This is a genomic window from Gordonia sp. NPDC003376 (genome assembly GCF_053589235.1).
The window spans coordinates 47,602-71,338 of sequence record NZ_JBSFRM010000003.1 but is presented as its reverse complement, the minus strand read 5'-3'; the positions used below and the strand labels follow the sequence as shown (position 1 = coordinate 71,338).

23 protein-coding genes and 1 tRNA gene are annotated in these 23,737 nt (G+C 66.0%); 16 read left to right on the top strand and 8 right to left on the bottom strand.

Going from position 1 to position 23,737, the window contains the following annotated elements; all coding sequences use genetic code 11:
• The first annotated feature begins 107 nt into the window (after window positions 1–107).
• From ACWDUA_RS04365 to ACWDUA_RS04355, 3 genes are read left to right on the top strand one after another with little or no spacing between them, the layout of a single operon-like run.
• A complete protein-coding gene (locus ACWDUA_RS04365) occupies window positions 108–2,231 on the top strand; it encodes a neutral/alkaline non-lysosomal ceramidase N-terminal domain-containing protein (RefSeq protein WP_449749782.1) in 2,124 nt (707 codons plus the stop codon).
• A gap of 35 nt (window positions 2,232–2,266) precedes the next feature.
• Window positions 2,267–3,643, top strand: coding sequence for a flavin monoamine oxidase family protein (locus ACWDUA_RS04360; RefSeq protein ID WP_449749781.1), 1,377 nt, complete (start codon window positions 2,267–2,269; stop codon window positions 3,641–3,643).
• Window position 3,644: 1 nt separating this feature from the next.
• Complete coding sequence (locus ACWDUA_RS04355; RefSeq protein WP_449749780.1) at window positions 3,645–4,124, top strand: SRPBCC family protein; 480 nt, start codon at window positions 3,645–3,647, stop codon at window positions 4,122–4,124.
• A 67-nt stretch (window positions 4,125–4,191) separates the two neighbouring features.
• Here the strand turns inward: ACWDUA_RS04355 and ACWDUA_RS04350 are convergent, their stop codons facing one another.
• The 3 genes from ACWDUA_RS04350 to ACWDUA_RS04340 are packed head-to-tail and all read right to left on the bottom strand — an operon-like array spanning window position 4,192 to window position 7,496.
• A complete protein-coding gene (locus ACWDUA_RS04350) occupies window positions 4,192–5,025 on the bottom strand; it encodes an enoyl-CoA hydratase/isomerase family protein (protein WP_449749779.1) in 834 nt (277 codons plus the stop codon).
• Between the two features lie 24 nt (window positions 5,026–5,049).
• Window positions 5,050–6,612 (bottom strand): long-chain-fatty-acid--CoA ligase, encoded by a 1,563-nt coding sequence (locus ACWDUA_RS04345; protein WP_449749778.1) that lies wholly within the window; start codon window positions 6,610–6,612, stop codon window positions 5,050–5,052.
• A gap of 41 nt (window positions 6,613–6,653) precedes the next feature.
• Complete coding sequence (locus tag ACWDUA_RS04340; protein ID WP_449749777.1) at window positions 6,654–7,496, bottom strand: SDR family oxidoreductase; 843 nt, start codon at window positions 7,494–7,496, stop codon at window positions 6,654–6,656.
• Between the two features lie 188 nt (window positions 7,497–7,684).
• Between ACWDUA_RS04340 and ACWDUA_RS04335 the strand changes: the two genes are divergently transcribed.
• Window positions 7,685–8,422: a PaaX family transcriptional regulator C-terminal domain-containing protein gene (locus ACWDUA_RS04335; RefSeq protein ID WP_449749776.1), complete on the top strand. Its 738-nt coding sequence runs from the start codon at window positions 7,685–7,687 to the stop codon at window positions 8,420–8,422.
• 87 nt (window positions 8,423–8,509) lie between these two features.
• Here ACWDUA_RS04335 and ACWDUA_RS04330 read toward each other — a convergent pair whose 3' ends face one another.
• Genes ACWDUA_RS04330 through ACWDUA_RS04320 form a run of 3 tightly spaced genes read right to left on the bottom strand, consistent with a single transcriptional unit; the run spans window position 8,510 to window position 11,465 of the window.
• Complete coding sequence (locus ACWDUA_RS04330; RefSeq protein ID WP_449749775.1) at window positions 8,510–9,730, bottom strand: MFS transporter; 1,221 nt, start codon at window positions 9,728–9,730, stop codon at window positions 8,510–8,512.
• A gap of 5 nt (window positions 9,731–9,735) precedes the next feature.
• Complete coding sequence (locus ACWDUA_RS04325; RefSeq protein WP_449750033.1) at window positions 9,736–10,626, bottom strand: NAD(P)-dependent oxidoreductase; 891 nt, start codon at window positions 10,624–10,626, stop codon at window positions 9,736–9,738.
• Window positions 10,627–10,643: 17 nt separating this feature from the next.
• The gene (locus tag ACWDUA_RS04320) at window positions 10,644–11,465 is read right to left on the bottom strand and encodes a hydroxypyruvate isomerase family protein (RefSeq protein WP_449750032.1); all 822 of its coding nucleotides are present in this window, start codon (window positions 11,463–11,465) and stop codon (window positions 10,644–10,646) included.
• A 340-nt stretch (window positions 11,466–11,805) separates the two neighbouring features.
• Here ACWDUA_RS04320 and rsgA point away from each other — a divergent pair, with 340 nt between their 5' ends.
• The 4 genes from rsgA to ACWDUA_RS04300 all read left to right on the top strand — a co-directional run bounded on the left by rsgA (window position 11,806) and on the right by ACWDUA_RS04300 (window position 14,963).
• Window positions 11,806–12,885 carry a ribosome small subunit-dependent GTPase A gene (gene rsgA / locus ACWDUA_RS04315; protein ID WP_449749774.1) on the top strand — a complete coding sequence of 360 codons (1,080 nt, stop codon included), beginning with the start codon at window positions 11,806–11,808 and terminating at the stop codon, window positions 12,883–12,885.
• 168 nt (window positions 12,886–13,053) lie between these two features.
• The gene (locus tag ACWDUA_RS04310) at window positions 13,054–13,515 is read left to right on the top strand and encodes a MerR family transcriptional regulator (protein ID WP_449749773.1); all 462 of its coding nucleotides are present in this window, start codon (window positions 13,054–13,056) and stop codon (window positions 13,513–13,515) included.
• A 3-nt stretch (window positions 13,516–13,518) separates the two neighbouring features.
• Complete coding sequence (locus ACWDUA_RS04305) at window positions 13,519–14,547, top strand: aldo/keto reductase (protein ID WP_449749772.1); 1,029 nt, start codon at window positions 13,519–13,521, stop codon at window positions 14,545–14,547.
• Between the two features lie 26 nt (window positions 14,548–14,573).
• Window positions 14,574–14,963: a PPOX class F420-dependent oxidoreductase gene (locus ACWDUA_RS04300; RefSeq protein ID WP_449749771.1), complete on the top strand. Its 390-nt coding sequence runs from the start codon at window positions 14,574–14,576 to the stop codon at window positions 14,961–14,963.
• Between the two features lie 202 nt (window positions 14,964–15,165).
• On the opposite strand, the gene ACWDUA_RS04295 is transcribed toward ACWDUA_RS04300, so the two are convergent.
• Entirely contained in the window at window positions 15,166–15,888 is a 723-nt protein-coding gene (locus ACWDUA_RS04295) for a M23 family metallopeptidase (protein WP_449749770.1), read from the bottom strand.
• Window positions 15,889–16,161: 273 nt separating this feature from the next.
• Between ACWDUA_RS04295 and ACWDUA_RS04290 the strand changes: the two genes are divergently transcribed.
• Window positions 16,162–16,578, top strand: a complete 417-nt coding sequence (locus ACWDUA_RS04290; RefSeq protein WP_449749769.1) for a VOC family protein — start codon at window positions 16,162–16,164, stop codon at window positions 16,576–16,578.
• A gap of 193 nt (window positions 16,579–16,771) precedes the next feature.
• Here ACWDUA_RS04290 and ACWDUA_RS04285 read toward each other — a convergent pair.
• A tRNA-Leu gene (locus ACWDUA_RS04285) sits at window positions 16,772–16,848 on the bottom strand.
• Between the two features lie 147 nt (window positions 16,849–16,995).
• Here ACWDUA_RS04285 and ACWDUA_RS04280 point away from each other — a divergent pair.
• The 7 genes from ACWDUA_RS04280 (at window position 16,996) to ACWDUA_RS04250 (ending at window position 23,725) form a co-directional block, all read left to right on the top strand.
• The gene (locus ACWDUA_RS04280) at window positions 16,996–17,622 is read left to right on the top strand and encodes an ANTAR domain-containing response regulator (protein WP_449749768.1); all 627 of its coding nucleotides are present in this window, start codon (window positions 16,996–16,998) and stop codon (window positions 17,620–17,622) included.
• 167 nt (window positions 17,623–17,789) lie between these two features.
• Window positions 17,790–18,986 (top strand): branched-chain amino acid ABC transporter substrate-binding protein, encoded by a 1,197-nt coding sequence (locus tag ACWDUA_RS04275; protein WP_449749767.1) that lies wholly within the window; start codon window positions 17,790–17,792, stop codon window positions 18,984–18,986.
• Between the two features lie 79 nt (window positions 18,987–19,065).
• A complete protein-coding gene (locus ACWDUA_RS04270; RefSeq protein ID WP_449749766.1) occupies window positions 19,066–20,097 on the top strand; it encodes a branched-chain amino acid ABC transporter permease in 1,032 nt (343 codons plus the stop codon).
• Window positions 20,094–21,299, top strand: coding sequence for a branched-chain amino acid ABC transporter permease (locus ACWDUA_RS04265; protein ID WP_449749765.1), 1,206 nt, complete (start codon window positions 20,094–20,096; stop codon window positions 21,297–21,299). The genes ACWDUA_RS04270 and ACWDUA_RS04265 overlap by 4 nt, the downstream gene beginning before the upstream one ends.
• Window positions 21,296–22,276 carry an ABC transporter ATP-binding protein gene (locus tag ACWDUA_RS04260; protein ID WP_449749764.1) on the top strand — a complete coding sequence of 327 codons (981 nt, stop codon included), beginning with the start codon at window positions 21,296–21,298 and terminating at the stop codon, window positions 22,274–22,276. The genes ACWDUA_RS04265 and ACWDUA_RS04260 overlap by 4 nt, the downstream gene beginning before the upstream one ends.
• A complete protein-coding gene (locus ACWDUA_RS04255) occupies window positions 22,251–23,024 on the top strand; it encodes an ABC transporter ATP-binding protein (RefSeq protein ID WP_449749763.1) in 774 nt (257 codons plus the stop codon). Before ACWDUA_RS04260 ends, ACWDUA_RS04255 begins: the two co-directional genes overlap by 26 nt.
• 134 nt (window positions 23,025–23,158) lie before the next feature.
• Window positions 23,159–23,725, top strand: a complete 567-nt coding sequence (locus ACWDUA_RS04250) for a GNAT family N-acetyltransferase (RefSeq protein ID WP_449749762.1) — start codon at window positions 23,159–23,161, stop codon at window positions 23,723–23,725.
• Window positions 23,726–23,737: the final 12 nt, after the last annotated feature.

The window sequence follows — 23,737 nt, the reverse complement described above, 5'->3', positions numbered from 1 at the left end:
GGGCTGACCGGCTGTAGCGCGGTACGGGTGACGGCCGGCCTCAGTCGATAGACGGGCGGCCGATGAACGGACCGTCGGCAGGTCGATGGTTGACGAATGGATGATCGATGACTTCAGACGGGAGTGATTCACGAATGGATGTGACACGACGACAGACGCTGGGCGGGGGACTCGCGGGAGCTGCCGCACTGGTGATCGGTGGTCTCGGGCCGCTCGCGACGAGCGCGTCCGCGGCGGCCCAGCCGGCGGCGGGCGCCACGAGCGGTGAGCCCTTCCTGGTGGGTTGCGGCGCCTCGGACATGACCGGCGCGGTGGCCGGGCAGGGCATGATGGGCTACAGCGAGACCGACCAGGTCGCGATCGGTCTGCGGCAGAGGTACTTTGCGCGTGCCTTCGTCATCGTCGACAGATCGACGGGGTCGCGGTTCCTCTACGTGCTCGGCGATATCGCGGAACTGTTCGACTCGGTCTACGTCGAGGCGCTCAAGCGGATCAAGAAGAAGCACGGATCGCTCTACTCCGAGCAGAACACGATGATGACGTGTACGCACAATCACAATTCATGCGGCGGCACATCGCATGACTGGGCATACACGTTGGCGTCGTACGGATTCAAGAAGAACTCGTTCGAGGCCGAGGTCCAGGGGATCGTCGAAGCGGTGGAGATGGCCCACTCCCGGTTGGCCCCTGGCACGATCCTGGTGGGGCAGTCGCGTCTGCACAATGCGAGTGCGAACCGCTCGCGGGTGGCATTCGATCTGAATCCCCAGCGGGACAAGGACTACTACCCCAACGCTATCGATCCGCGGGTGACAGCGCTGAAGTTCGTCCAGGGCGGGCGCGAGGTGGGCGTGTTGTCGTGGTTCGCCACCCACGGCACATCGCTGACCGACCGCAATCGGTACATCTCGCCGGACAACAAGGGAATCGCTTCCTACCGATGGGAACACGACGAGAAGGGCTGGCGGTATCTGGACGGGCCACCGGACTTCGTGGCCGGATTCGCCCAATCGAGCCCGGGGGACATGACCCCCAACCTCTGGAATCGGAAGCTGGATCCGAGCGGTCCCACCCACGACAACCCGGCCAACGCGGCGATCATCGCCGAACGTCAGTATCAGGCGGTCAAGGCAGCCTACGACTCGGCGACCCCGCTGCTGGGCAGCAGCGTGAAGTCGGTACTGCGGTACATCGACATGGCACACCAGCAGATCGACGGCCGGTGGACGCCCGACGGCAAACCGGGGATCACCACACCGACCATCATGGGTGCGGGAGCGGCAGCGACCGCCGAGGAGGAGAACGCCTACCAGCCGGCACCGTTCCTCTGGGAAGGGATGAAGGACCCCCTGGCCCGGTTCTGGGGGGTCGACATCGACAACCTGCCGACCATCCCGCAGGAATACCTTGCGGCGCAGGCACCGAAGGTCAATCTGCTGCCGTTGGGTTTCCTGCCGCCTCAACCGTGGAATCCGCAGATCGTCCCGATCCAGCTGACCCAGCTCGGTCACATCGTGATCGTCGCGGGCCCTGTGGAGTTCACCATCGTGGCGGCACTGCGGGTCCGACGACTGATCAGTGCCGAACTCGGCGTCGACCTGGAGAACGTGATCTGCCAGAGCTACGCCAACAGCTACGTGCAGTACTGCACCACGCCCGAGGAATACATGTCGCAGCAGTACGAGGGCGGCGAAACCCAGTTCGGCAGACTGATGCTCTGCGCGTTCCTGCAGAACTACCACGAACTGTGCCAGGTGTTCACCGGAAAGCGTTCGGCGCTCGATCCACGGCTGAGGTCGGTGGACAAGTCCGGACTCCAACCCGACTTCCTGCCACCGGTGCCCCCGGACGCGCCGTTGCCCGGCAAGAAGTTCGGCGACGTGATCACGCAACCGAAGCCCCGCTACCGCGTCCCCGAGACGGTCGTCGTGGAGTTCAGCGGTGCACACCCCAACAACAACCTGCGCCGCAACGACCGCTACCACGAGATCCAGCGGAAGGAGAACGGTCGGTGGGTCCGAATAGCCGACGACAACACCTACGAGACGACGATGCACTGGGAGCGTCCCGCCGGGTCCACGAACCAGTCGGTGATCCGGATCATGTGGGCGCTGACCCGCAGCGGTGCCACAGCCGGCACCTATCGGGTCGTGCACCTGGGTGACTGGAAGGACACACGGGGCGGAATTCACACGTACCAAGGGATCTCGAATGCTTTCACGATCGGCTGAGCTGATCGTGTCGATGACAGGAGGAATGGACAGCGATGTCTGAAACGGTGGATGTGGTCGTCGTCGGGGCCGGTGTGGCGGGTCTGACCGCGGCTCGCGCGCTCGACGCCGCCGGCGCACGGGTGTGCGTCCTGGAAGCCCGTGACCGGGTGGGCGGGCGCACGCTCGACCACCCGGTCGGCGTCGGCCATGTGGTCGAGGCCGGCGGCCAGTTCGTCGGTCCCACCCAGAATCACGTGCTGCGCCTTGCCGCGGAACTCGGTGTGGACACCTTCCCGGCCCACGACACCGGCGACAACGTCTATGTGAAGAACGGCCGGGCACAGCGGTTCGGCAACGGCGTCCCACCGGACGGTACGGCGCTACCCGACCTGGCCGTGATGATCTCTCGGATCAACCGGATCGCACGACGCATCCCCGTCCACGAGCCATGGCGTGCCCGGGACGCCGCGGCGCTCGACGCGCAGACCCTCGACACCTGGGTGCGTCGGCGTTCGTTGACCGGCGGTGGACTGGAACTGCTGAACCTGCTGCTTGCATCGGCCTTCGGGAAGACGGCAGCGGAGGTCTCCGCTCTGTTCGGTCTCTGGTATGTCGCCGGGGCGGGCGACGAGACCACTCCGGGCACAGTCGAACGGATGATGGGTGTGGCCGGCGGAGCCCAGGAGTCGCGGTTCGTGGGCGGCTCGCAGCGCTTGGCGACGGAGATGGTGGCCGAGCTCGGGGATGCTGTCGTCCTCGATTCCGCGGTCCGCCGCATCCACCAGAGCGACGGGTCGGTGACCGTCGGCACCGACCGGGGTGACTGGCGAGCCGAGCGCGTGATCGTGGCGACACCACCGGTACTGGCCACCCAGATCAACTGGGACCCGGTGCTTCCCGCGCCGCAGGCGGCGCTGTTCGAGCGGATGGGATTCGGCACCCTGATGAAATGCGAGGCGATCTACGAGCGACCGTTCTGGCGAGAAGCAGGACTTTCGGGCCAGGCGGTGTTCCGCGACCCCGACGTCCCGGTGTGCTCGATGTTCGACAACAGTCCACCCGACGGTGGCCCGGGCATCCTCATGGGCTTTGTCGGCGCCGACGAGTGGCGCCGCTGGGCGCCACTTCCGGAGCGCCGCAGACGGGGGGCGGTGCTCCGGGCGTTCGAGAAGGTGGTGGGACCGCGGGCACTGCGGCCGATCGGGTGGCTCGAACAGGACTGGACCCGCGAGCCCTGGACGCGTGGTGGTCCGACCAGCGTGCTCGGCCCCGGCGTGCTGACCGGTGCGGGTCGATGGCGTGACGTCCCCTTCGGCCGAGTCCATTGGGCCGGCGCAGAACACGCCGATCACTGGAACGGTTACCTCGACGGCGCGGTCCGCTCGGGAACCCATACCGCGGCCGAAGTCCTCGCCGCGGAGAGGAGATGACATGTCGAACGCCCACACGATCGTTGCACACCGGAATCTCGTGGTGTCGGTGGACGAGATCTGGTCCGTGGTCGAGGACACAAGCCGCTACGGCGAGTGGGTCACCAGTGTGGCGGCTGTGCTCGCCGATCACGGGCAGGCCACCATCGGCGAGTCCTACCGGGAACGGGTGACCACCGTCGGTCCACTGACCTCCGAGGTGGTGTGGACGGTGCGAGAGATCGTCCCGAAGACCCTGCGGGTCGATTCCGCAACCGGCCTCGGCCCACTGCTGGATGTGGCCAACGTCTTCCGGTTCGCACCCATCGAAGCGGGGACCGCGACGTCGATGACCTACGAGTTCCATTTCCGGCTCGGCCCGCGTCCGCTGGGTTCGCTGGTCCGGGCCGTGCTGGCCTCCGCCATGTGCCGCGACTTCGACGAGTCCATGCGAACGCTGGAATCGATCGTCCTCTCCGAGAGGGGACCACTGCTGGAGTGAGCGCTCGGCGACGTTTCGTCGTCGCCGAGCGCCGGTCGGGTGGTCGGGTGGTCGGGTTCGCAGGACCTCACCGTTGGTGTGTGGATGTGGCCGTCAGGGGTGTCGCCGTGTCGCCGGCTCGCCCGGCATCGGTCTTGTCGAAGAACTGCTGCGACCGAGACTCGACCGTGGTGTTACCCCCGCAGAGCGCATAGCCCCACATCGCCTCGACACGAAGCTGATCGTGGAGGGGACGGCCGATGATCTCGTGGACGGTCTCCTTGGCCGACTCGATGGCGGCCTGATCGCAACGCAGGATCTGTTGCACGAGAAGTTCGGTGGCATCGGCGAGTTGCCCGTGGGGAACGACCCGATTCACCATGTTGGCCGCGAACGCGCGGTCCGCGGTGACGGGTTCACCGGTCAGAACGAGTTCCATCGCGAATCCGACCCCGCACGCGTTGACCAGCCGGACGATCCCGCCGTCGGCCGAGTGCATTCCACGGCGAACCTCGAAGGTGCCGAACTGTGCTCTGTCGGAGGCGATTCGGAGATCGCAGGCCATCGCGAGTTCGATTCCGTGACCCAGGCACCACCCGTCGATAGACGCCACGATGGGCTTGGTGATCCGGGCGAGCGGACCACGAGTGATACCCGAGAGCCCATCCTCGAGTCGTTCCCTTCCCACCATCGGTCCGACCGTCTGCCATTCGGGGGCGTGGGTCCGCAGGTCTGCGCCCGCGGTGAAGGCGTCCCCGGCGCCGGTCAGTACGGCCACCCGAAGTCGGGGGTCGTCGCGGAAGTCCTCGAACGCCGCCGAGAGCTGTTCGTGCATGTCGACATCGACGGCGTTCTTGACCTCTGGTCGATTCATGGTGATCCAGGCCACCGAATCACGCTTCTCATAGACGACTTTGCTCATGATCACTTCCTGTTTGTGGACGAACTATCGGCTGGAGGGGTCGAGTGACGGAGACACCGACGCGCGAAGGACGTTCTTGCGCACTTTGCCGCTCGGCGTCGTGGGCAGCTGATCGAGAAAGGTGATCGACTTGGGCACCTTGTATCCGGCGATGTGATCGCGACAGTGCGCGATCAGTTGTGCTTCCGTCACCTCGGAATCGGTGACGACGAAGGCGGTGACCTGCTCACCCCATCGATCGCTGGGAAGCCCGAGCACTGCCGCCGACCGAACTGCCGGATGCAGATTCAGCGCGCGCTCGACCTCGACCGAATAGACGTTCTCGCCGCCCGTGACGATCATGTCCTTGGCCCGGTCGACCAGGTACAGATTGCCGTCGCCGTCCAGTCGTCCGAGATCCCCGGTCTTGTACCACTCACCCGAGAAGGCGGATGCCGTCGCCTCGGGGTTGTTCCAGTAGCCGTCGATCATGATCGGCGACCGCACCAGTACCTCGCCGACAGTGTCGTCGGCGACGTCGTGGCCATCGGCGTCCGCGACCCGTACCTCGACGAAGGGAAACGGGCTTCCACAGGAGGCCAACAGTTCGGCATTGTCCGGATCGTGTGCCTCGGGTCGGAGAATGGTGATGATGTAGGTCTCGGTGGTTCCGTAGAACTGTTCGAGCTCGCATCCGATCCGGTCGGTCGCCGCGCGGATCGTGTCGGCGGAGATCGCCGAGCCCGCGTAGAGGATTCGGCGTATCGATCCGAAGTCGGTGTGAGCAGCGTCGGGATGGTGGACGATCATCTGGATCGCGGTGGGTACCAGGCAGACCACGGTGGGTCTGAACTCCGTCACCGCAGTGAAGAAGGTTCCCGGATCGAACTGCCCCACAACGGCGATCGTGGCACCGTGATAGATCCCGGAGAGGGTGAGCCACGACCCCGCGAGGTGGAAATTGGGCATGATCATCAGGACCACGTCGTCGCCGTGGAAGGTTTCGGTGGGCTCGAGTGACGCCATCATGAACCAGTTGTCGAACGCGCGGTGGGTGACCTGGGCCCCCTTGGGGTGCCCGGTGGTGCCCGACGTGTACGCGAGGAGTGAGACGTCATCGGATGAGATCGGCACCGACGGGTCCGTGGTGGGTTGATCGGCGATCCACTGGTCGATCCCGATCTCGCCGTCGAGTTCTGTTCCGAAGACGACGATCTCGAATGGCCGAATACACAGGTCTCGGACCTCCCGGAGGATGGTGACGAACTGGGGATCGACCACGACGACCGAGAGTGCGGCGTCATCGATGAGGGCGACGAACTCGGGTGTGGCGAATCGCCAGTTGAGCGGAACGAAGATCCCTCCGGCCTTGTTCGTTCCCAGCCAGCACTCCCAGAAGCTGACGGAGTTGGGGCCGACATAGCCGATCCGATCTCCTCGTCGTACTCCGGCATCGATGGCGGCGTGGGCGATCTGGTTGGTGCGGTCCTCGAGCTCGCGGTAGCTGACCGAGGCCGTGGTGTCGATCAGCGCGACCTTGTCAGGGCGCATTCGCGACCAGTGGCGAGCGATGTCGGGGAGTACGCGAATTGATCTATGTCGCCACATGGCAACACCTTTCGATCATGGCCGCATGTGCGGCGATGGGGTCATTCGGCTGCCGAGGCGTGGGGTGCGGCGAGGATCGCGGGTGTGACGGCGCGGTGGAAGCCGTCATACGGCGAATTGTGCTGGGCGGGTTTCAGTTCCCACCAGCCGCGTCTCGCGTTCGGTGCCCCACCGTCGATCCGTATGCAGGAGCCCGTGATGAACGATGCGGCCGGGGACAGGAGGAAGACGATCGCGGCCGAGACCTCTGCCTCGGTTCCGAACCGTTGTAGGGGGATGTGCGAGGAAACGCCCGACCGGATGAATTCGGTGTCCTTGGTGTCGTAGGTGTCGAGGCCGCTGGAGGCGATGGAGCCGGGAGCGACGGCATTCACGCGGACACCGGACTCGGCGAATTCGGTTGCGGCGGTTTCGGTCAGCGTGAACATGCCGCCGCGGGCCGCGGCGGAGTGTGAGAAGTTCGGCCACCCGTTCCAGATGTCGGCGATCATGTTCACGATCGCGCCGCCGGTGTGTGCCATCGCCCGGTTGTAGACCTCGCGCATCACGATGAATCCGCCGGTCAGGTTGTTGCGAACGACCGCCTCGAATCCCTTGGTGCTGATGTCTTTGAGCGCCGACCTGTATTGCCCGCCTGCGTTGTTCACCAGTCCGTCGATGCGGCCGTGGCGTTGGAGTATGGCGTCGACCAGGTCGCCGACCGCCGATTCGTCGCGGATGTCGGCGGGATGGATGGAGACGGATCCGCCGTCCTCGGTGATCTCGCGGCGGACGAGTTCCAGCTTGTCAGGGTTTCGTCCGACGATGGCCACGTGGGCGCCGAGGCCGGCCAGTTCGTGAGCTGTGCACCGCCCGATGCCACTGCCACCTCCGGTGACGATCACGACCTGATCACTCAACAAACCGGACACGTAAATGGATTGGTAGGGCATGGGACGGACCTCCTCGATGCAATCCGGAGAGCGACCGCCCGCCGGGTATAACACGGCAAAATCACGTGATGCATCACAGTAATACGCTGCGAATCGTGGCGTCAATGGTATGTCCAAAAATGTCGGTGTACTGTTGGCGCGTGTCGGACCGCCTTCTACCTGCCGTGACGCCGATGACGTCGCGATCTGTTGCCATCAGTGCACTGCTCGGCTATCACCCGCCGGAACTGGCGGTGAGTGCATTGGTGAGAATCGGCGGGCTTTTCGGTATTGCCGAGCAGACCATGCGCGTCGCATTGACCCGGATGGTCACCGACGGCGACGCCACTGTGGAGAACAGTGTCTATCGGCTCACCGAGAAGCAGGTTCGACGGCAGCGAGAACAGGAAGCCAACGCGTCTCCACCCCCGAGGAAGTGGAACGGGAACTGGGACATCGCGATACTCGAGTCCGTATCCCGTACGCAGTCGGAACGGCTCGCGTTCCGCCGTGCGATGCTGCGGGCCCGGTTCGCGGAGCTGCGTGAGGGGGTGTGGACCAGGCCGGCCAATCTCGACCAGGATCTCGAGAAGATCATCACCGGGTCATGCAGGTTCGTCGTCGGGCGGTTTCGCGACGACGCGCCGCCCGCCGCCGACCTCTGGGACCTGTCTGCCTGGGCGGCCGATGCCTGGCGTCTGATGGGGGTGATGGATGATGCCGACACGCTGGTCACGGGATTTGTGGCCAACGCGCAGGTGTTTCGACACCTGCAGCTCGACCCCCTGCTGCCCCCGGAGCTCTTGCCGGCGGATTGGCCGGGGGAGGTGCTGCGGGCGCGCTTTTCGGCGTTCAACGCCGACTATGCCGCCCGGCTGCGGGAGTTCAGCAAGCGGTGACCGCCGGCGATCGTTCGACCAGTCGGCGGTGGTGGAATCCGTCCCTGATGGCGGAAGCGGTGGCGGTCCGACCTCTCGGGCGGCCGCTCAACACCCGCGCCGAAGCCGCACCGCCCGGGCCACCGACGCAGTGACCGCTGCCGCCGCGAGTACCACCATCGGGGTCGTCAGGCCGACGGTCGGGGCGAGGGTCGTGACGAGGACCGGGAGTCCGAAGCCCAGGTAGCAGGCGACGTAGAAGATCCCCGTCACCGCACCCCGGTGTGCAGGCGGCGTCATCGTCTCCACATCGACGAGCCCGTCACGCAGACACAACCCGTAGGCGAGGCCGAGAACGACGGCGGTGACGACGAACAGCGCCATCGAGGGATGCGCACCACCCACCGCGCACAGGAGGAAGCCCGCCGCGGCCAGAGCGGCTCCGACGACTCCGGCGGTCGGTCCGGTATGCGCCTGCCGGACCACGAACTGGATGACCACCCCGGTGCCCAGGGCCAGGGCGGCGGCGAGTCCGGGAATCCAGGCGCCGTCGTGGCCATCACCGATCCGTGCCGCCATCACCACCACCACGACCGTCACCGACGAGAACACCCACAGCGCCATCGGGACCGACCACGACAAGGCTGCACCGACCGACCGGGTGTTGTCGTCGACCGGCCCATTCGCCGACGGGGCATGACGGGGACGTCCACCAGGGGTGAGCACCGTGCCGACCGCCGCCACCACCAGCGAGACGACCCCGGTCGCCAGGAACGGGACCCGCAGTGGATGCGCGGCGAACTCGGCGAGTAGGCCGGTGATCACCGGACCGAGCGCGAAACCGCTGGTGAGGATGGCGCCGGCCGACGTCACCCCCGATCGTCCCCGTAGATCACCGGCCCAGGCGGTGCCGGCGCTGATCGTCAGTCCGGCGCCCAGACCCACCACGAGACGACCCACCATGACCCCGGCCGAGTCGTGCCACAACACCATCGCCAGGTTGCCCAGTCCGGCCACGGCCGCACCCGAGAGCACCACGGGTCGTCGTCCGGTCCGGTCCGACAGCGATCCGCCACCGAACAGCCCGGGCAGCAGTCCGAGCGCATAGATGCCGAACGCGCCGTTGAGGATCGTCGCCGACAGCCCCTCCTCGGCCTTGAGGACCGGGATCATCGACGCGAAATGGTTGGCACCCCAACCGGTCGCGAACAGCACGAACAGGATGACCGGAAGGGCGTGGCGTCGCCGAATCGGTTGCTCACCGGTGCTCCGATGACGCGAGCCCGGCCGGTGGACTCTGATCTGCGGGTCGGGTCCGCGTTGCTGCACGGTACTCAGCCCTCGAATCGGCCGGACAACCGCTGGACACCACGGAACAGGGCTCCGTGATCGAGCCCGCCGTCGCCGTTGGCGCGTGCCGATGCCATCAGGGTCGCCATCAGCGATCCGACCGGGACGACCACCCCGGCCTCGCGTGCTGCGGCCGTGACGATCCCGAGGTCCTTGTGGTGCAGATCGATCCGACCACCGGGCTCGAAGTCGCGGGCGATCATCCGGGCCGCCTTGTGGTCGAGGACCGCCGACCCGGCCAATCCGCCGGCGAGGACCCGGACCGCCGTCGAGGTGTCGACGTCGTGGGCCTCGAGGAAGACGATCGCCTCGGCCAGGGCTTGGATGTTGGCTGCGACGATCAGCTGGTTGGCGGCCTTCACCGTCTGCCCGCTGCCACTGGGGCCGACGTGCGCGACGGTCCCACCGACCGCGTCGAGGACCGGTGCGACGGTCGCGAAGGCGTCCGGGGAGCCGCCGACCATGATCGACAAGGAGCCGGCCACCGCGCCCTCCTCGCCGCCGGAGACGGGGGCGTCGAGGAACTCGAGCCCATGGGCGCGGGCGAGCTCGGCCATCCGGATCGCGGCATCGGGTCGGATGGTGGAGAAGTCGATGATCACGGTGCCCGGTGCGGCGTGGGCGAACACCCCGTCGTCGGCGGTGAGGACCAGTTCCACGTCGCTCGAGTCCGGAACGTTCAGCATGACGATGTCCGCACCCGAGGTGGCCTCGGCGATGGAGGCCGCGGCCATACCACCGGCATTCACCAGATCGGCTGCGCGCGCGGGGGTCCGGTTGTACCCGGTGACAGTGTGCCCGGCGCGCACGAGATTGGTCGACATCGGGCTGCCCATGACACCGAGTCCGATGAAAGCGATTGTGGCCATGGTGATCCTTTGCGGTGGAACGATCAGTGGTCGGTCGAGGGCGGCACCGGGAACCCCGGAATCCAGTCGAACGGGTCGGGGCGGGTGGCACGGTATTCGAGGCTGATCCGGCCCGAATATCGTCGTGCGTCGAGGATGGCGAGGTGCGCGGCGAGATCCATTGTCCCGGTGCCTGGTTCACCGCGGCCGGGGGCGTCGGCGATCTGGACGTGACCGATCTGGTCGGCGAAGGCGCCGAGCACGTTATCGACGTCGTCGCCGTTGACCGTCAGGTGATACAGGTCGGCGAGGAGTTTCACGTTGTCGACGTGGTGCTCGCGGCGGACGCGTTCACCGGCGGCGATCGCGTCGGCGGCATGGGTCAGCGGGTAGGTGGGTATCCCGCTGATCGGTTCGAGGAGGATGTCGGCGCCGATGGTCGCGGCGGCGCGGGCGGCGACGGCGAGATTGGTTGTGGCGAGATCGTTCTGGACGTCGACGTCGAGGCCGTCGAGCCGATTGCCGTACAGCGCGTTGAAACCCGCCGTGCCCAGTTGTCCGCCGATCCCGATGGCGACGTCGACGCTGTCGGTGAACTCGCGGGAGGCCGTCGGGTGCGACAGCAGCCCGCGGTCCCCGGCGGCGAGGTCGCCTGCGGCCAGATTCAGATGCGTGAGGCGGACCCCGGCGTCGTCGATCGCGGTGACGAAGCCGTTCACGTCCCGATCGGAGGGAACGGCGGAGTCGAAGGGCCACCAGAACTCGACTGCGCCGAATCCGGCATCGCGTGCCGCCTGCGGTCGGCGCAACAGTGGAAGGTCGGTGAACAGGATCGAACAGTTCACGGTCAGTCGGAGAGTGTCGATGACGCACCTCCTCAGCACTGTTCGTGTCCGTCGACGGGCAATCGACACCCATCGAGCCTAGTGCCGACGCTGGTGGTGCCCCTGCACCGGCCTCGCGAGGGACCGTCACGACAGGTGGTCGGTCGGCGGCACCGGGAGGTGGACATGTGCAGCAGCTGTCGACCGAATCGGAGTCGGGGAGGTGATCGGAAAACCGATTGCGTGGTGAACAGGAACTCCGATAGCGTCGCGTCCTCTGAACATGTGAGTCCGAGAGAGGAGCGGGATCGATGACCGTCGTCGTCCGTGCTGCCCGCAGCACCCCCAGTGGTTCCCGTCCCATCATTCCCAAGGACCTCATATGTCTTCTCGCCACCAAGAATCCGTCGACCTGACCTCCATCGGCTGGGATACCCTCCGCACGACAGAGTTCTCCGACCATGCCGCACAGGGATTGGTCCCCGGTCGCGTCGCGCGTGTCGACCGCGGCCGATGTGTCGCCCTCACCCCGGTCGGCACGCTGCGGGCATCCACCGCCGCGGTCGGGGTCACCGAGACCGACGGCGGTGTCGTCGTCGGTGACTGGGTGGCGCTGCGACTGGGCGGCACCACCGAGGTGGTCGCCCTGCTCGCGCGTCGGGGCGCGATCTGTCGTGCCTCGGCCGGGCGCACCTCCCTTCCGCAGATCCTCGCCGCCAACGTCGACACCGTCCTCGTCGTGGCGGCGCTGACCGGCAGGCTACGGCCGTCGCGGATCGAGCGGCTCATGGCCCTCGCCTGGGATGCGGGCGCGACACCGCTCGTCGTCCTCACCAAGGCCGACCTGTTCGTCGCCGATCCACAGGAGACCGCCGTCGATCTCGCCGCCGCGGTTCCCGGCGTGGAGGTGATCACCACCAGCTCGGTCTCCGGGACCGGACTCGATGAGATCCGGGATCGGTTGCGCGGCACCACTGTCGTGCTCGGACCGTCCGGTGTCGGGAAGTCGACGCTGGTGAATGCGATCCTGCGGTCGGACCGGATGAAGACCGGTACGGTGCGCGCGGCCGACGACAAGGGCCGCCACACCACCGTCACCCGTGAACTGATCCCGATTGCCGGCGGTGGGGTGCTCATCGACACCCCGGGCCTGCGGGGGATCGGGCTCCAGGATGCCGGCGTCGGCATCGACCAGGTCTTTGCCGACATCGAGGAACTCGCGGCCGGTTGTCGCTTCACCGACTGTGGTCACCGGTCCGAGCCGGGCTGTGCCGTGCAGGACGCAATCGAGGCCGGGGAACTCGATGCCACCCGCCTCGACCGCTATGGGCGGATGCTGCGCGAGAGCCGTTGGGCTGCTGATCGGGGTGACGCGCGCGCGGAACGTCGTCGGCGTGACGAGTGGAAGACGATCACCAAGCAGCAACGCGCTACACACCGATTCCGCGAACGCAACGCCTGACGCAGCGAGCCCGACGGTGCGCCGTGATCCGAACTGTGGCGGAGTTCCCCGGATACCGGGTGCGTGTGGGGCACGGTGCGTGTGGAGGGGAATGCGCCGACGATGATCTCGGATTCGTCGAGTCGGCGGCGTTGCGTTCGAGTGCGCTCGAAGGCCTACCGTGGCTCCATGACCAGTTCCGACGACCAGTCCATCGCGGAGGTGTCCGCGCGAACGGGTCTCTCGCGTGACACCCTGCGCTGGTACGAATCCGAGGGCGTGATCCCGACGGTGCCACGGACCGCGGCCGGGGTGCGCCGCTATGACGACGCGACCATCCGCATGATCGAACTCCTGGTCCGGTTGCGGCAGACCGGGATGTCGGTGGCCCACATGCGCGACTTCGTGACCATGGTGGCGCAGGGAGCCCGGACGCATGGGCGGCGGATGCGGCTTCTGGAGGACCACCGGGAGGAGATCGAGTCCCGCATCCGGGAACTCGTCGACGGTCTCGCCGCCGTCGACGAGAAGATCGCACACTACCGGCGACTCATCGACGCCGGGCTCGACTGCACAGAGCAGGTGATCGACGATCCCCACGAGCTGGCCGAGCAGCGGTGGACCGGCGAACAATCAACAGAGAGAAAGTGATACATGCGAACAATCGAGTTGGGTGATGGTCTGACGACTTCAGCCCTCGGCTTCGGCGGGATGTCGCTGACACACGTGTACGGCGGCACCGACGACGACACCGCGTTGGCGGTTCTCCACGCCGCCGTCGACGCCGGGATCGGCTTCATCGACACCGCCGACGTCTACGGCACACCGCCGCCGGGGGTGGACGGTCCCGCCGGGACCAACGAGGAGCTGGTCGGTCGGCTCCTCGCGACCCGCCGCGCCGAGGTCACCGTCGCGACGAAGTTCGGCATCACCGGCCGGATCGGTGCCGGCGGCGGCTTCGGGAACCGACGCACACGCGGTGATGCGGAGTATGTGCGCAGCGCCTGTGAGGCATCCCTGCGACGCCTCGGGACCGACGTGATCGACCTGTACTACATGCACCGCCGCGATCTCGAGGTGCCGATCACCGACACCGTCGGCGCGATGGCCGAACTGGTGAGCGCGGGCAAGGTACGCCACCTGGGGCTATCAGAGGTGACGGCATCGGAACTCGCTGCCGCACAGCAGGTTCACCCCATCGCTGCGGTGCAGAGCGAGTGGAGTCTGTGGTCACGCGATGTCGAGACCAGCGTTGTATCGGCCGCTGCCGAACTGGGTGTCGGCTTGGTGCCCTACTCGCCCCTCGGTCGGGGCTTCCTCACCGGAACCCTGACCCGTGAACAGATCGATTCCGACCTTCGCGGTCAGACCGCCCGGATCGGTGACAACTGGGATGCCAACCAGCGCGCAGTGGCCGTCGTCACCGATGTGGCGCGGCGGGTGGGGGCGACCAACGCCCAGGTGGCACTCGCGTGGCTGTACGCCGCGGGACGTCGGCTGGGGGTGGGCACCGTGCCCATTCCCGGAACCCGTTCGATCACACGGCTCCGGGAGAACGCGGCTGCGGTGGACCTGATCCTCGACGACGCCGCGGTTGCCGAGCTCGACACCGTCGCGGGTCTGGTCGCCGGGGATCGCAACATCGTCTCCGACCCCACCTGGATCTCCTCGGGACGCGAATAGCAGTGCACCACAACAGAAAGAAGAACATGACCACCATACCGGCCAGTCATCGCGATCTGCTGGAACGGCCACTGTATGCCCATCTGGCCACCATCCGACCCGACGGCACACCGCAGGTCAATCCGATGTGGTTCACCTGGGACGGTGAGTACCTGTACTTCACCAACACCAGGACACGCCAGAAGTATGTGAATGTGACCGCCCATCCCGCGGTGGCGATCTCGGTGAACGACCCCGATCAGCCCTACCGCTATCTGGAGGTGCGTGGAGTCGTCGAACGCATCGACGACGATTCGTCGGGGGCGATGTTCGCCGCACTGGCCGAACGGTACGGGCTGACCATGGATGGACCACCCGGCGACGTCGCCGACCGGGTCACCTATGTGGTGCGCCCCACCGCGACCAGTAGGCAGTGACAGCAGGCGGGGGTGCTTGCGCTTGACCTGGGGCTTTGGCCGGGGCGGAGAAGTGGGTGTGCTCAGGGCTCCCGGGGCTATCGGGTTGTTCTATCGGTATGTGACTTCAGATCGCCGCTGACGCTCATGTCGTGCAACGAGTGACTCTGGCGAATCGGCGAGCTCGGATTCGTGGATGACAGGTAGCCCGCTGGGCCCATCGTCACGGATGGACGCCGCGCTTGTTCAGCCACACCTGCGGATTGATCTTGCTGCCGCTCTTGTCCCAGACCTCGTAGTGGAGGTGCGGGCCGGTCGACTCGCCGCGATTGCCGACGGTGCCGATCTGCTGACCCGCCTGCACGTGCTGGCCGGCGTGGACGAAGCTCTGGTCGACATGGCCGAAGACGCCGGTGGTGCCATCGTCCTGGCTGACCCGGATCCACTGGCCGAAACCCGACGCCGGACCGGATTCGAGGACCACTCCGTCGGTGACGGCATACACCGGCGTGCCGATCTTGGCGGCGATGTCGACGCCGTAGTGGTGGGTGCCCCAGCGCGAGCCGTAACCCGAGGTCACGGTGCCGTTGGTCGGCTTCACAGCCTGCTTCCTGCCCGGCACCGAGAGGTTCGGGCGCAGCAGGTCGCGTGTCAGCTCGTCGAGCTGTGGGGGCAGCTTCAGGTTCGAGGGCAGCGCGACGTTCTCGGGGAGCGTGATGTTCGACGGCAGGGCCGGGACGGGCGGGGTCGACGTCGGATGCGCGTTCGCGTTGGCGGCGCCACCAGCCGCAAGTCCGATCGCGCCGGCGAAGACCGCGAGGGCGCCGGCCTGGGCGCGAATGGGGGTGGATGTGACGGCCCGGTGTTGGCCGCGCGATCCTGGGCGTTGTGTCGTGTCGATCGAGAAGCGTGTCGGCGTCTGGGCAGTCAGTCGGTGTCGAGGCACGGCTGGGTCCGTTCGTTTCGTAACAGTTCGGTATCGGCAAGGACACGGCGAGATTACCCACAGGTTCCTGAATTGGTCCTGAGAGGTTGCTGGATAGTGACCGACGACACATCTATGCGTGTGGGCTGCATGGGGGTGGTGCGTGGTTCTTCACCGTCGTGACTTCCAGGCGGAGCCGTCGGCGCCGCCGTCCGCGGGGCCGCGGCTTCCTTGCTCCTCTACGCCCTGCATGGGAGTTTGTCGGTTGCGTTTCCGGGCGGGGATAGTTGCCGGATGAGATTCTCCGTGCACCATGTGGCGATCAGCGTGGCATCGATCGAGAGGTCGGCCAGGTTCTACGCACAGTTCGGCTTTCGGGAAGTGATGCGTTACGACGCTCCCGATGCGTCCATGTCGGTGTCCCACCTGCGCCTCGACGGGATGATTCTGGAGTTGTTCGCCTTCGCCGCATCGGATCCGCTGCCGGATGCGGCTCGCGAGCTGGCCACCGATCTGCCCGAGATCGGCGTGAAACACTTTGGTCTGCAAGTAGATTCCGTCGAACTAACGTTGCGTGACTTCACCCGGCGCGGTCTGTGTCCTGCCTCGACCGCCATCACAGAGGGGCGCACCGGCGTGCGGTACTTCTTCATCACCGACCCGGACGGGATACTCGTGGAGTTCCTTCAGGACGATCGCGTCTTCGACTGATCGGTTCTCGCGTGGTGGTCGTTCACGATAAGGAGTCGATGACCTCGACCAGCGTATCCGGTCCTGCGCCTTCGATATTGACGACACTCCGATAGCAGAAAACCCCTGCTGACCAGGGGTTTCATGGTGCGCCCTCCGGGATGCCACTCGAACTCAGTGGGCGCACTCCGGCCGGAGGCCGGCAGGGGTGTGATGGTGCCCTCGGTGAGACTCGAACTCACACTGGACGGGTTTTGAATCCGTTGCCTCTGCCAATTGGGCTACGAGGGCACGCGGCCCCTTGAAGGGCTGCAGCTAGCCAGTTTAGATGATCGGCCAACCGGTGATCCACCCGGTACCCTTCCCACAGCACCCGTTGATCGCGACGGGTGCGGCGCTGCGCATTGGTGCAGGTCAACACTCGATGTGGAGGAGGGGATGGTGACGGTGGTGGACGGTGCTGCGGCTTCGCCGAACGTTCAGGAGACAACCCACAAGGTCCTGGTCGCCGAGGACGACTCACTGATCCGGCTGGACCTCATCGAGATGCTCCGCGAAGAGGGCTACGACGTCGTCGGCGAGGCCCCCAACGGACAGATCGCCGTCGAGCTCACCGAGAAGCTCGGCCCGGACCTGGTGATCATGGACGTGAAGATGCCGGTCCGTGACGGTATCGATGCGGCGAGTGAGATCGCGCGCAAGCGCCTCGCCCCGGTGGTCATGCTGACCGCGTTCAGCCAGCGTGAGTTCATCGAGAAGGCCCGCGAGGCCGGTGCGATGGCCTATCTGGTCAAACCGTTCACGAAGGCCGACCTGGTGCCGGCCATCGAGGTGGCGGTCAGTCGCTATCAGGAACTGCGGACCCTCGAGAACGAGGTCGTCTCCATGCAGGAGCGCCTGGAGACCCGCAAGCTCGTCGAGCGGGCGAAGGGGCTGCTGATGGAGAAGCAGCAGTTGTCGGAACCTGAGGCGTTCAAGTGGATTCAGCGGGCCGCGATGGATCGCCGTACCACGATGAAAGCCGTCGCGCAGGTCGTCGTGGAAACTCTCGGGCCGAACGAGTGAGGTTGTACCGAGCGCGTTAAATCTCTGAAAAGGCTCCACGGTGAACTCGGTTGTTTGCTCCGGATCCCGCGCGCGGCAGCGTCGCTCGGTCTATGTTTCCACCCAAGGTCTACCGGGTAGACCTCCCGACCGGGTGCGGTCGGGTAGCCGGACGGAAGGCAGACACTATGCGACGTCGCATGACGACGGCCGCGATTGCGGTGACTTTGACAGGCGCCTTGGCGCTGTCGGCGTGTAGTTCCAAATCGACGGAGTCCGAAACCACTCTGTCCATCACCCCGCTTTCGCAGATCGACGTGCAGGGCAACGAGGTTGCCGCGCAGAATCAGCAGACACCTCTCGATCCGGGTGCCTCACTCAACGCGACCTGCTCCGAATCGACCATCGCCTTTGCCGGCGCCGAAACCGGCGCCGATTCCAACCTCGGCCTCAACATTCTCCGCGGTGCCAAGCTCGCACTCGACAAGTTCAACAAGGCCAATCCGAACTGCAAAATCGTTCTCAAGGACTTCGACACCGAGGGCGATCCGCAGAAGGCCACCGGTGTGGCCACCCAGATCGTCAACGACTCGAGCATCATCGGTCTGTTGGGGCCGGCGTTCTCCGGCGAGACCAAGGCCACCGGCGGCACCTTCAACCAGGCGGGCCTGGTGTCGGTCACTGCATCGGCCACCAATCCCACCCTGACCGAACAGGGTTGGAAGACCTTCTTCCGCGGCCTCGCCAACGACGCCGTGCAGGGTCCGGCCATCGCCAAGTACCTCACCGGCAAGATGGGCAAGAAGAAGGTGTGTGTGGTCAAGGACGACACCGACTACGGCATCGGACTGGCCAAGACCGTCACCGAAGGTCTCGGTGCCGCAGCCGATTCGGCCTGTGCCGGCGACGTGAAGAAGGGTCAGACCGACTTCTCGGCAGTGGTCAGTTCGGTGACCAATGCCAACCCCGACGCCGTGTTCTACTCCGGCTACTACGCCGAGGCCGCAGCCTTCGCCAAGCAGCTCAACGAGAAGAACTCCGACATCCTGTTCGTCTCGGGTGACGGCGCCAACGACCAGAAGCTCATCGACCTGGCCGGCTCGTCGGTCAAGGGCGCGGTCCTGTCGTGCCCGTGTGGTCCGGCGCAGGGTGAATTCGCCTCGGAGTTCCAGAGTTTCAACAACGCCGCACCCGGCGTGTACTCGGTGGAGGCCTACGACCTGACGACGATCCTGATGAAGGGTATCGCCGAGGGCAACACCACCCGGCCCAAGCTGCTGGACTTCGTTCGCAACTACAACGGGACCGGCCTGGCCCGTAACTACCAGTGGACCCCGACCGGCGAACTGACGTCGTCGCTGATCTGGGCGTACGAGGTCAAGTAAATCGACAGATGCGGCCACCGGATGCGCCCCGACGGGGCGCATCCGGTGAGTCGTCTGGGGTATCTGCTGAAAGGCATCAATGGTCGAGCTCGCAGTGACGTACTCCGCCGCTGACATCCACTTCAACGTCCAGGCGCTGATCGACGGGTTCTGGGGACTGACGATCGAGGGCCTCGCCTACGGATCGATCTATGCCCTCGTCGCAGTCGGCTACACCCTGGTCTACGGCGTCCTGCGCCTGATCAACTTCGCGCACTCCGAGGTCTTCATGCTCGGCATGTTCGGGCAGTACATCGGCCTGCTGGTGTTGGGTTTCACCCCGGCGGGTGATGCCTACAACGAGGGCATGGTCATGACCGTGCTCTACCTGCTCGTGGCCGGACTGTTCGGAATGGCGGTATCCGGCTCTGCGGCAGTGGGATTGGAGTTCGTTGCCTATCGACCACTGCGTCGGCGCAATGCCAAACCGCTGGCGTTCCTGATCAGTGCGATCGGCATGTCGTTCATTCTCCAGGAGGTCGTTCACTACCTGCTCCCGCGCGTGCCCGTGGACCCCCAACTCGGTGGGGCCAGCGCCCAACCCGCGATCACCCTGGTCAACCCGGTCGAGCAGTTCTCCATCTTCGGCAGTCCGGTCACCAATGTCACGCTCGTGGTGATCTTCGCGGCCCTCGTCCTCGGCATCGGTACCGACACCTTTGTCAACAAGACCCGGCTCGGTCGCGGTATCCGCTCGGTCGCACAGGATTCCGACGCGGCGCTGCTCATGGGTGTGTCCCGGGATCGCGTCATCATGGTCACCTTTCTGATCGGTGGCCTGCTCGCCGGCGCGGCCGCCCTGCTCTACACCCTGCGATTCCCGACGGCGATCATCTACTCCGGTGGATTCCTGTTGGGTATCAAGGCATTCAGCGCCGCTGTGCTCGGCGGCATCGGCAACGTCCGTGGCGCCCTGCTCGGTGGACTCATCCTGGGCGTCGTGGAGAACTATGGTGCGGCCCTCCTCGGCAACCAATGGAAGGACGTGGTGTCGTTCGTGCTCCTGATCCTGGTCCTGATGTTCCGTCCGACCGGTATCCTCGGTGAGAAGTTGGGGAAGGCGCGAGTATGACCGCAACAACCTCGGAGAACACAAAGCCCCAGCGGCATGGCGTCGGCGACGCCATCCGCACCTGGTGGGACGGTCTGCCCCGCGCCACCCAGTGGCTGGTCGGTATCCCGGTCTTCCTGCTGATCGCCGCACTCCCGGTGATCGACCCACCGTTCATCACCACCCCGGCAACCAATTTCGCCATCGTCATGGCGACCTTTGCCATGGTCGCGCTGATCGCGATCGGTCTGAACGTCGTCGTCGGGCAGACCGGTCTCCTCGACCTCGGCTACGTCGGTTTCTACGCGGTCGGTGCCTATGTCGTCGCTCTCCTCACCAGCCCTGCGAGCCCCATCTGGGACACCGCCGACCACGGCTTCTTCTCCAGCGGCTGGGCCTGGCTGGCCTGTGTTCCCATCGCAATCGTGATCACCGGCATCACCGGTGTCATCCTGGGTACCCCGACCCTGCGTGTGCGTGGCGACTACCTCGCCATCGTGACGTTGGGCTTCGGTGAGATCGTGCGCCTGTTCGCAGACAATCTCACCGAGGTCACCAACGGCCCGGCCGGACTGCAGGGCGTGCTCTTCCCGGAGATCTTCCGTAGTGACGAGAACCCTCAGGGAGTCTTCTCGAAATCCAACATCGGCACCGACACCAGCTATGGCGTGTGGTGGTTCTGGCTCGCACTGATCCTGGTGGTCATCGTGTTGCTGGTGATCGGCAATCTCGAACGCAGCCGCGTCGGCCGGTCGTGGGTCGCCATCCGCGAGGACGAGGACGCCGCCGAGATCATGGGTGTGCCCACCTTCAAGTACAAGTTGTGGGCCTTCGTGATCGGCGCCGGAATCGGTGGTCTGTCCGGGGCGGTATACGCCGGTCAGGTGCAGTACGTCGATCCCAAGGCGTTCACCGTCATCAACTCGATGCTGTTCCTGTGCGCGGTGGTCCTCGGTGGCCAGGGCAACAAGCTCGGCGTCGTCGTGGGGGCGTTCATCATCGTCTACCTGCCCGCCCGCGTGCAGGGCGTCTACGTCGGCGACGTCTCGCTCGGCGAGTTCAAGTACCTGTTCTTCGGTATCGCCCTGGTCGTGATGATGATCTTCCGTCCGCAGGGCCTGTTCCCGGCGCGGGCCCGGTTGGTCACCTTCGGCCGCCAGGTGTACGCATCGGTGCAACGGAACCCGAAACCGGCCGCATCCACCGAGGAGGCGAGCGCATGACCCACCGGCAACCCGACGAGTCCGCATCCGACAGTCCGCTGCCCGAGGACGCCGAGGCCCAGCTCGAACGCGCCGAGGCCGATCCGGAGGCCACCGCGATCGTCGATCCGGCGGCGATCGACCCCGACCTCGCCGACCCGGAGGCGGTCGCCGAAGCCGTTGCCCCCGAACGGGAGATCGCCGTCGCCGAGGGGGAGACACTGCTGGCGGTGGAGGACCTCACCGTCGAGTTCGGTGGTCTGGCCGCACTCGACTCGGTGAGCTTCGACATCCGCCGCGGCGAGATCCTCGGTCTGATCGGACCCAACGGTGCCGGCAAGACCACCTGTTTCAATGCGATCACCGGCGTCTACAAACCGAGCCGTGGAGTCGTCACCTTCGACGGCACCGTGCTGCGCAAGACCAAACGTCACGAGATCACCCGCCTCGGCATCGCCCGCACTTTCCAGAATGTGCGGCTGTGGGGCGAGATGACGGCACTGGAGAATGTGTGCGTCGGCACCGATGCCCGACACAAGACGTCGGTGTTCGGCGGCATCTTCCGCACCCCGCGGCACTATCGTGAGGAACGCGACGCCGTCGACCGCGGCATGGCGCTGCTCGAGTTCGTCGGCATCGGACCCCGCGCGGCGGAGAAGGCATCCAACCTGCCCTACGGCGACCAACGGCGACTCGAGATCGCCCGCGCCCTGGCCACCGAACCCAAACTGCTGTGCCTCGACGAGCCGGCGGCCGGCTTCAACCCACGCGAGAAGGACGCGTTGATGGAGCTGATCCGCAAGATCCGCGACGACGGCTACACCGTGTTGCTGATCGAACACGACATGCGGCTGGTCATGGGGGTGACCGACCGGATCGTCGTGCTCGAGTTCGGTCGCAAGATCGCCGAGGGCACGCCGAAGGAAGTCCGTGACAACCCGGCCGTGATCGCCGCCTACCTGGGAGTACCCGATGACCAAATCGGCGACATCGCCTGAACCGCAACCCGGGTCACCGCTGCACGCGGGGCCGGTCCTCGAAGTCGAGGATGTGGTGATCCACTACGGCAGAATCCAGGCGCTGCACGGCATCTCGCTGCAGGTGCAGGCCGGGGAACTGGTCACCCTGCTCGGTGCCAACGGTGCCGGTAAGTCCACCACCATGCGCGGGATCTCCGGACTGGCCAAGACCACCACCGGCGACATCCGGTTCAAGGGGGAGTCGATCACCCGGCTGGCGCCCCATGAACGGGTCAAACGGGGGATCATCCAGGTCCCCGAGGGGCGACGCATCTTTCCCGGCATGACCGTCCTGGAGAATCTCGACATGGGTTGCTACGGACGCAGATTCGGCACCAAGGTCTCCTACCAGGAGGCCATCGACCAGGTTTTCGAGCTGTTCCCGCGGCTGGCCGAGCGGCGAAAGCAGTTCGGCGGCACCATGTCCGGTGGTGAGCAGCAGATGCTGGCGATCGGCCGTGCCCTGATGGCGCGTCCGGAACTGCTGCTGCTCGACGAGCCGTCGATGGGCCTGGCGCCCATGGTGATCCAACAGATCTTCTCGATCATCGCGCGGATCAACGCCGAGGGCACCACCATCCTGATGGTGGAACAGAACGCCCAGCAGGCATTGAGCCGTTCCGATCGCGGGTACATCCTGGAGACCGGTTCGATCACGCGCGAGGGTCCCGGCAAGGACCTACTCAGCGACGACGCTGTCCGCGAGGCCTATCTCGGGGTGGCCTGAGCCCCGCGCGGCGTAGCCTGAACCGCATGGCCGAGAGCCCGGAGCACCCCCAGTCAGAGACGACCCGGTCAGCGGACACCCGGCCGGACACGACGCGGTCGGCTGAATCCCGGTCCGAGAAGTCGGGAACCGTCGTGACCGCGGCCGCCGATCGTCGTGTCGTGGCGTCGCTGTTGGCCACGGCGTTCGCCGACGACCCCGTGATCACCTGGACCCAACCGGACAAGCGCAGGCACCACGGCTTGTTCGCGACCCTGCTCTCGACCGTGTACGCCGACGCCCAGCTCGACGTGGCCGGCTGTGACGGTGAGCCGATGGGGGCAGCGGTCTGGATGCCACCCGGCCGCCGCTCATCCCGGATGGACGACCTCCGCGCGATGATCGCGTTGATCCGGATTCTCGGCCCGCGGATCGTGCAGGGAACGATCGTCGACGTCATGTGTGAGGGGCGTCGTCCCGGCGAGCCGCACTGGTACCTGGCCGACCTCGGCGCGGCGGTCCAGGGCCGGGGAGTCGGTACGGCGCTGCTGCGTGCCGGGATCGAGCGCGCCGGTGACGCCGCGGTCTATCTGGAGAGCTCCAACGAGGTCAACGTGCCGCTCTACGAACGATTCGGATTCCAGGTGACCGGGGAGATCCACCTGCCGTTCGGTGGTCCTACGCTGTGGACGATGCTGCGGCCGGGACAGGGGCCCGGATGACGGCACGGACAA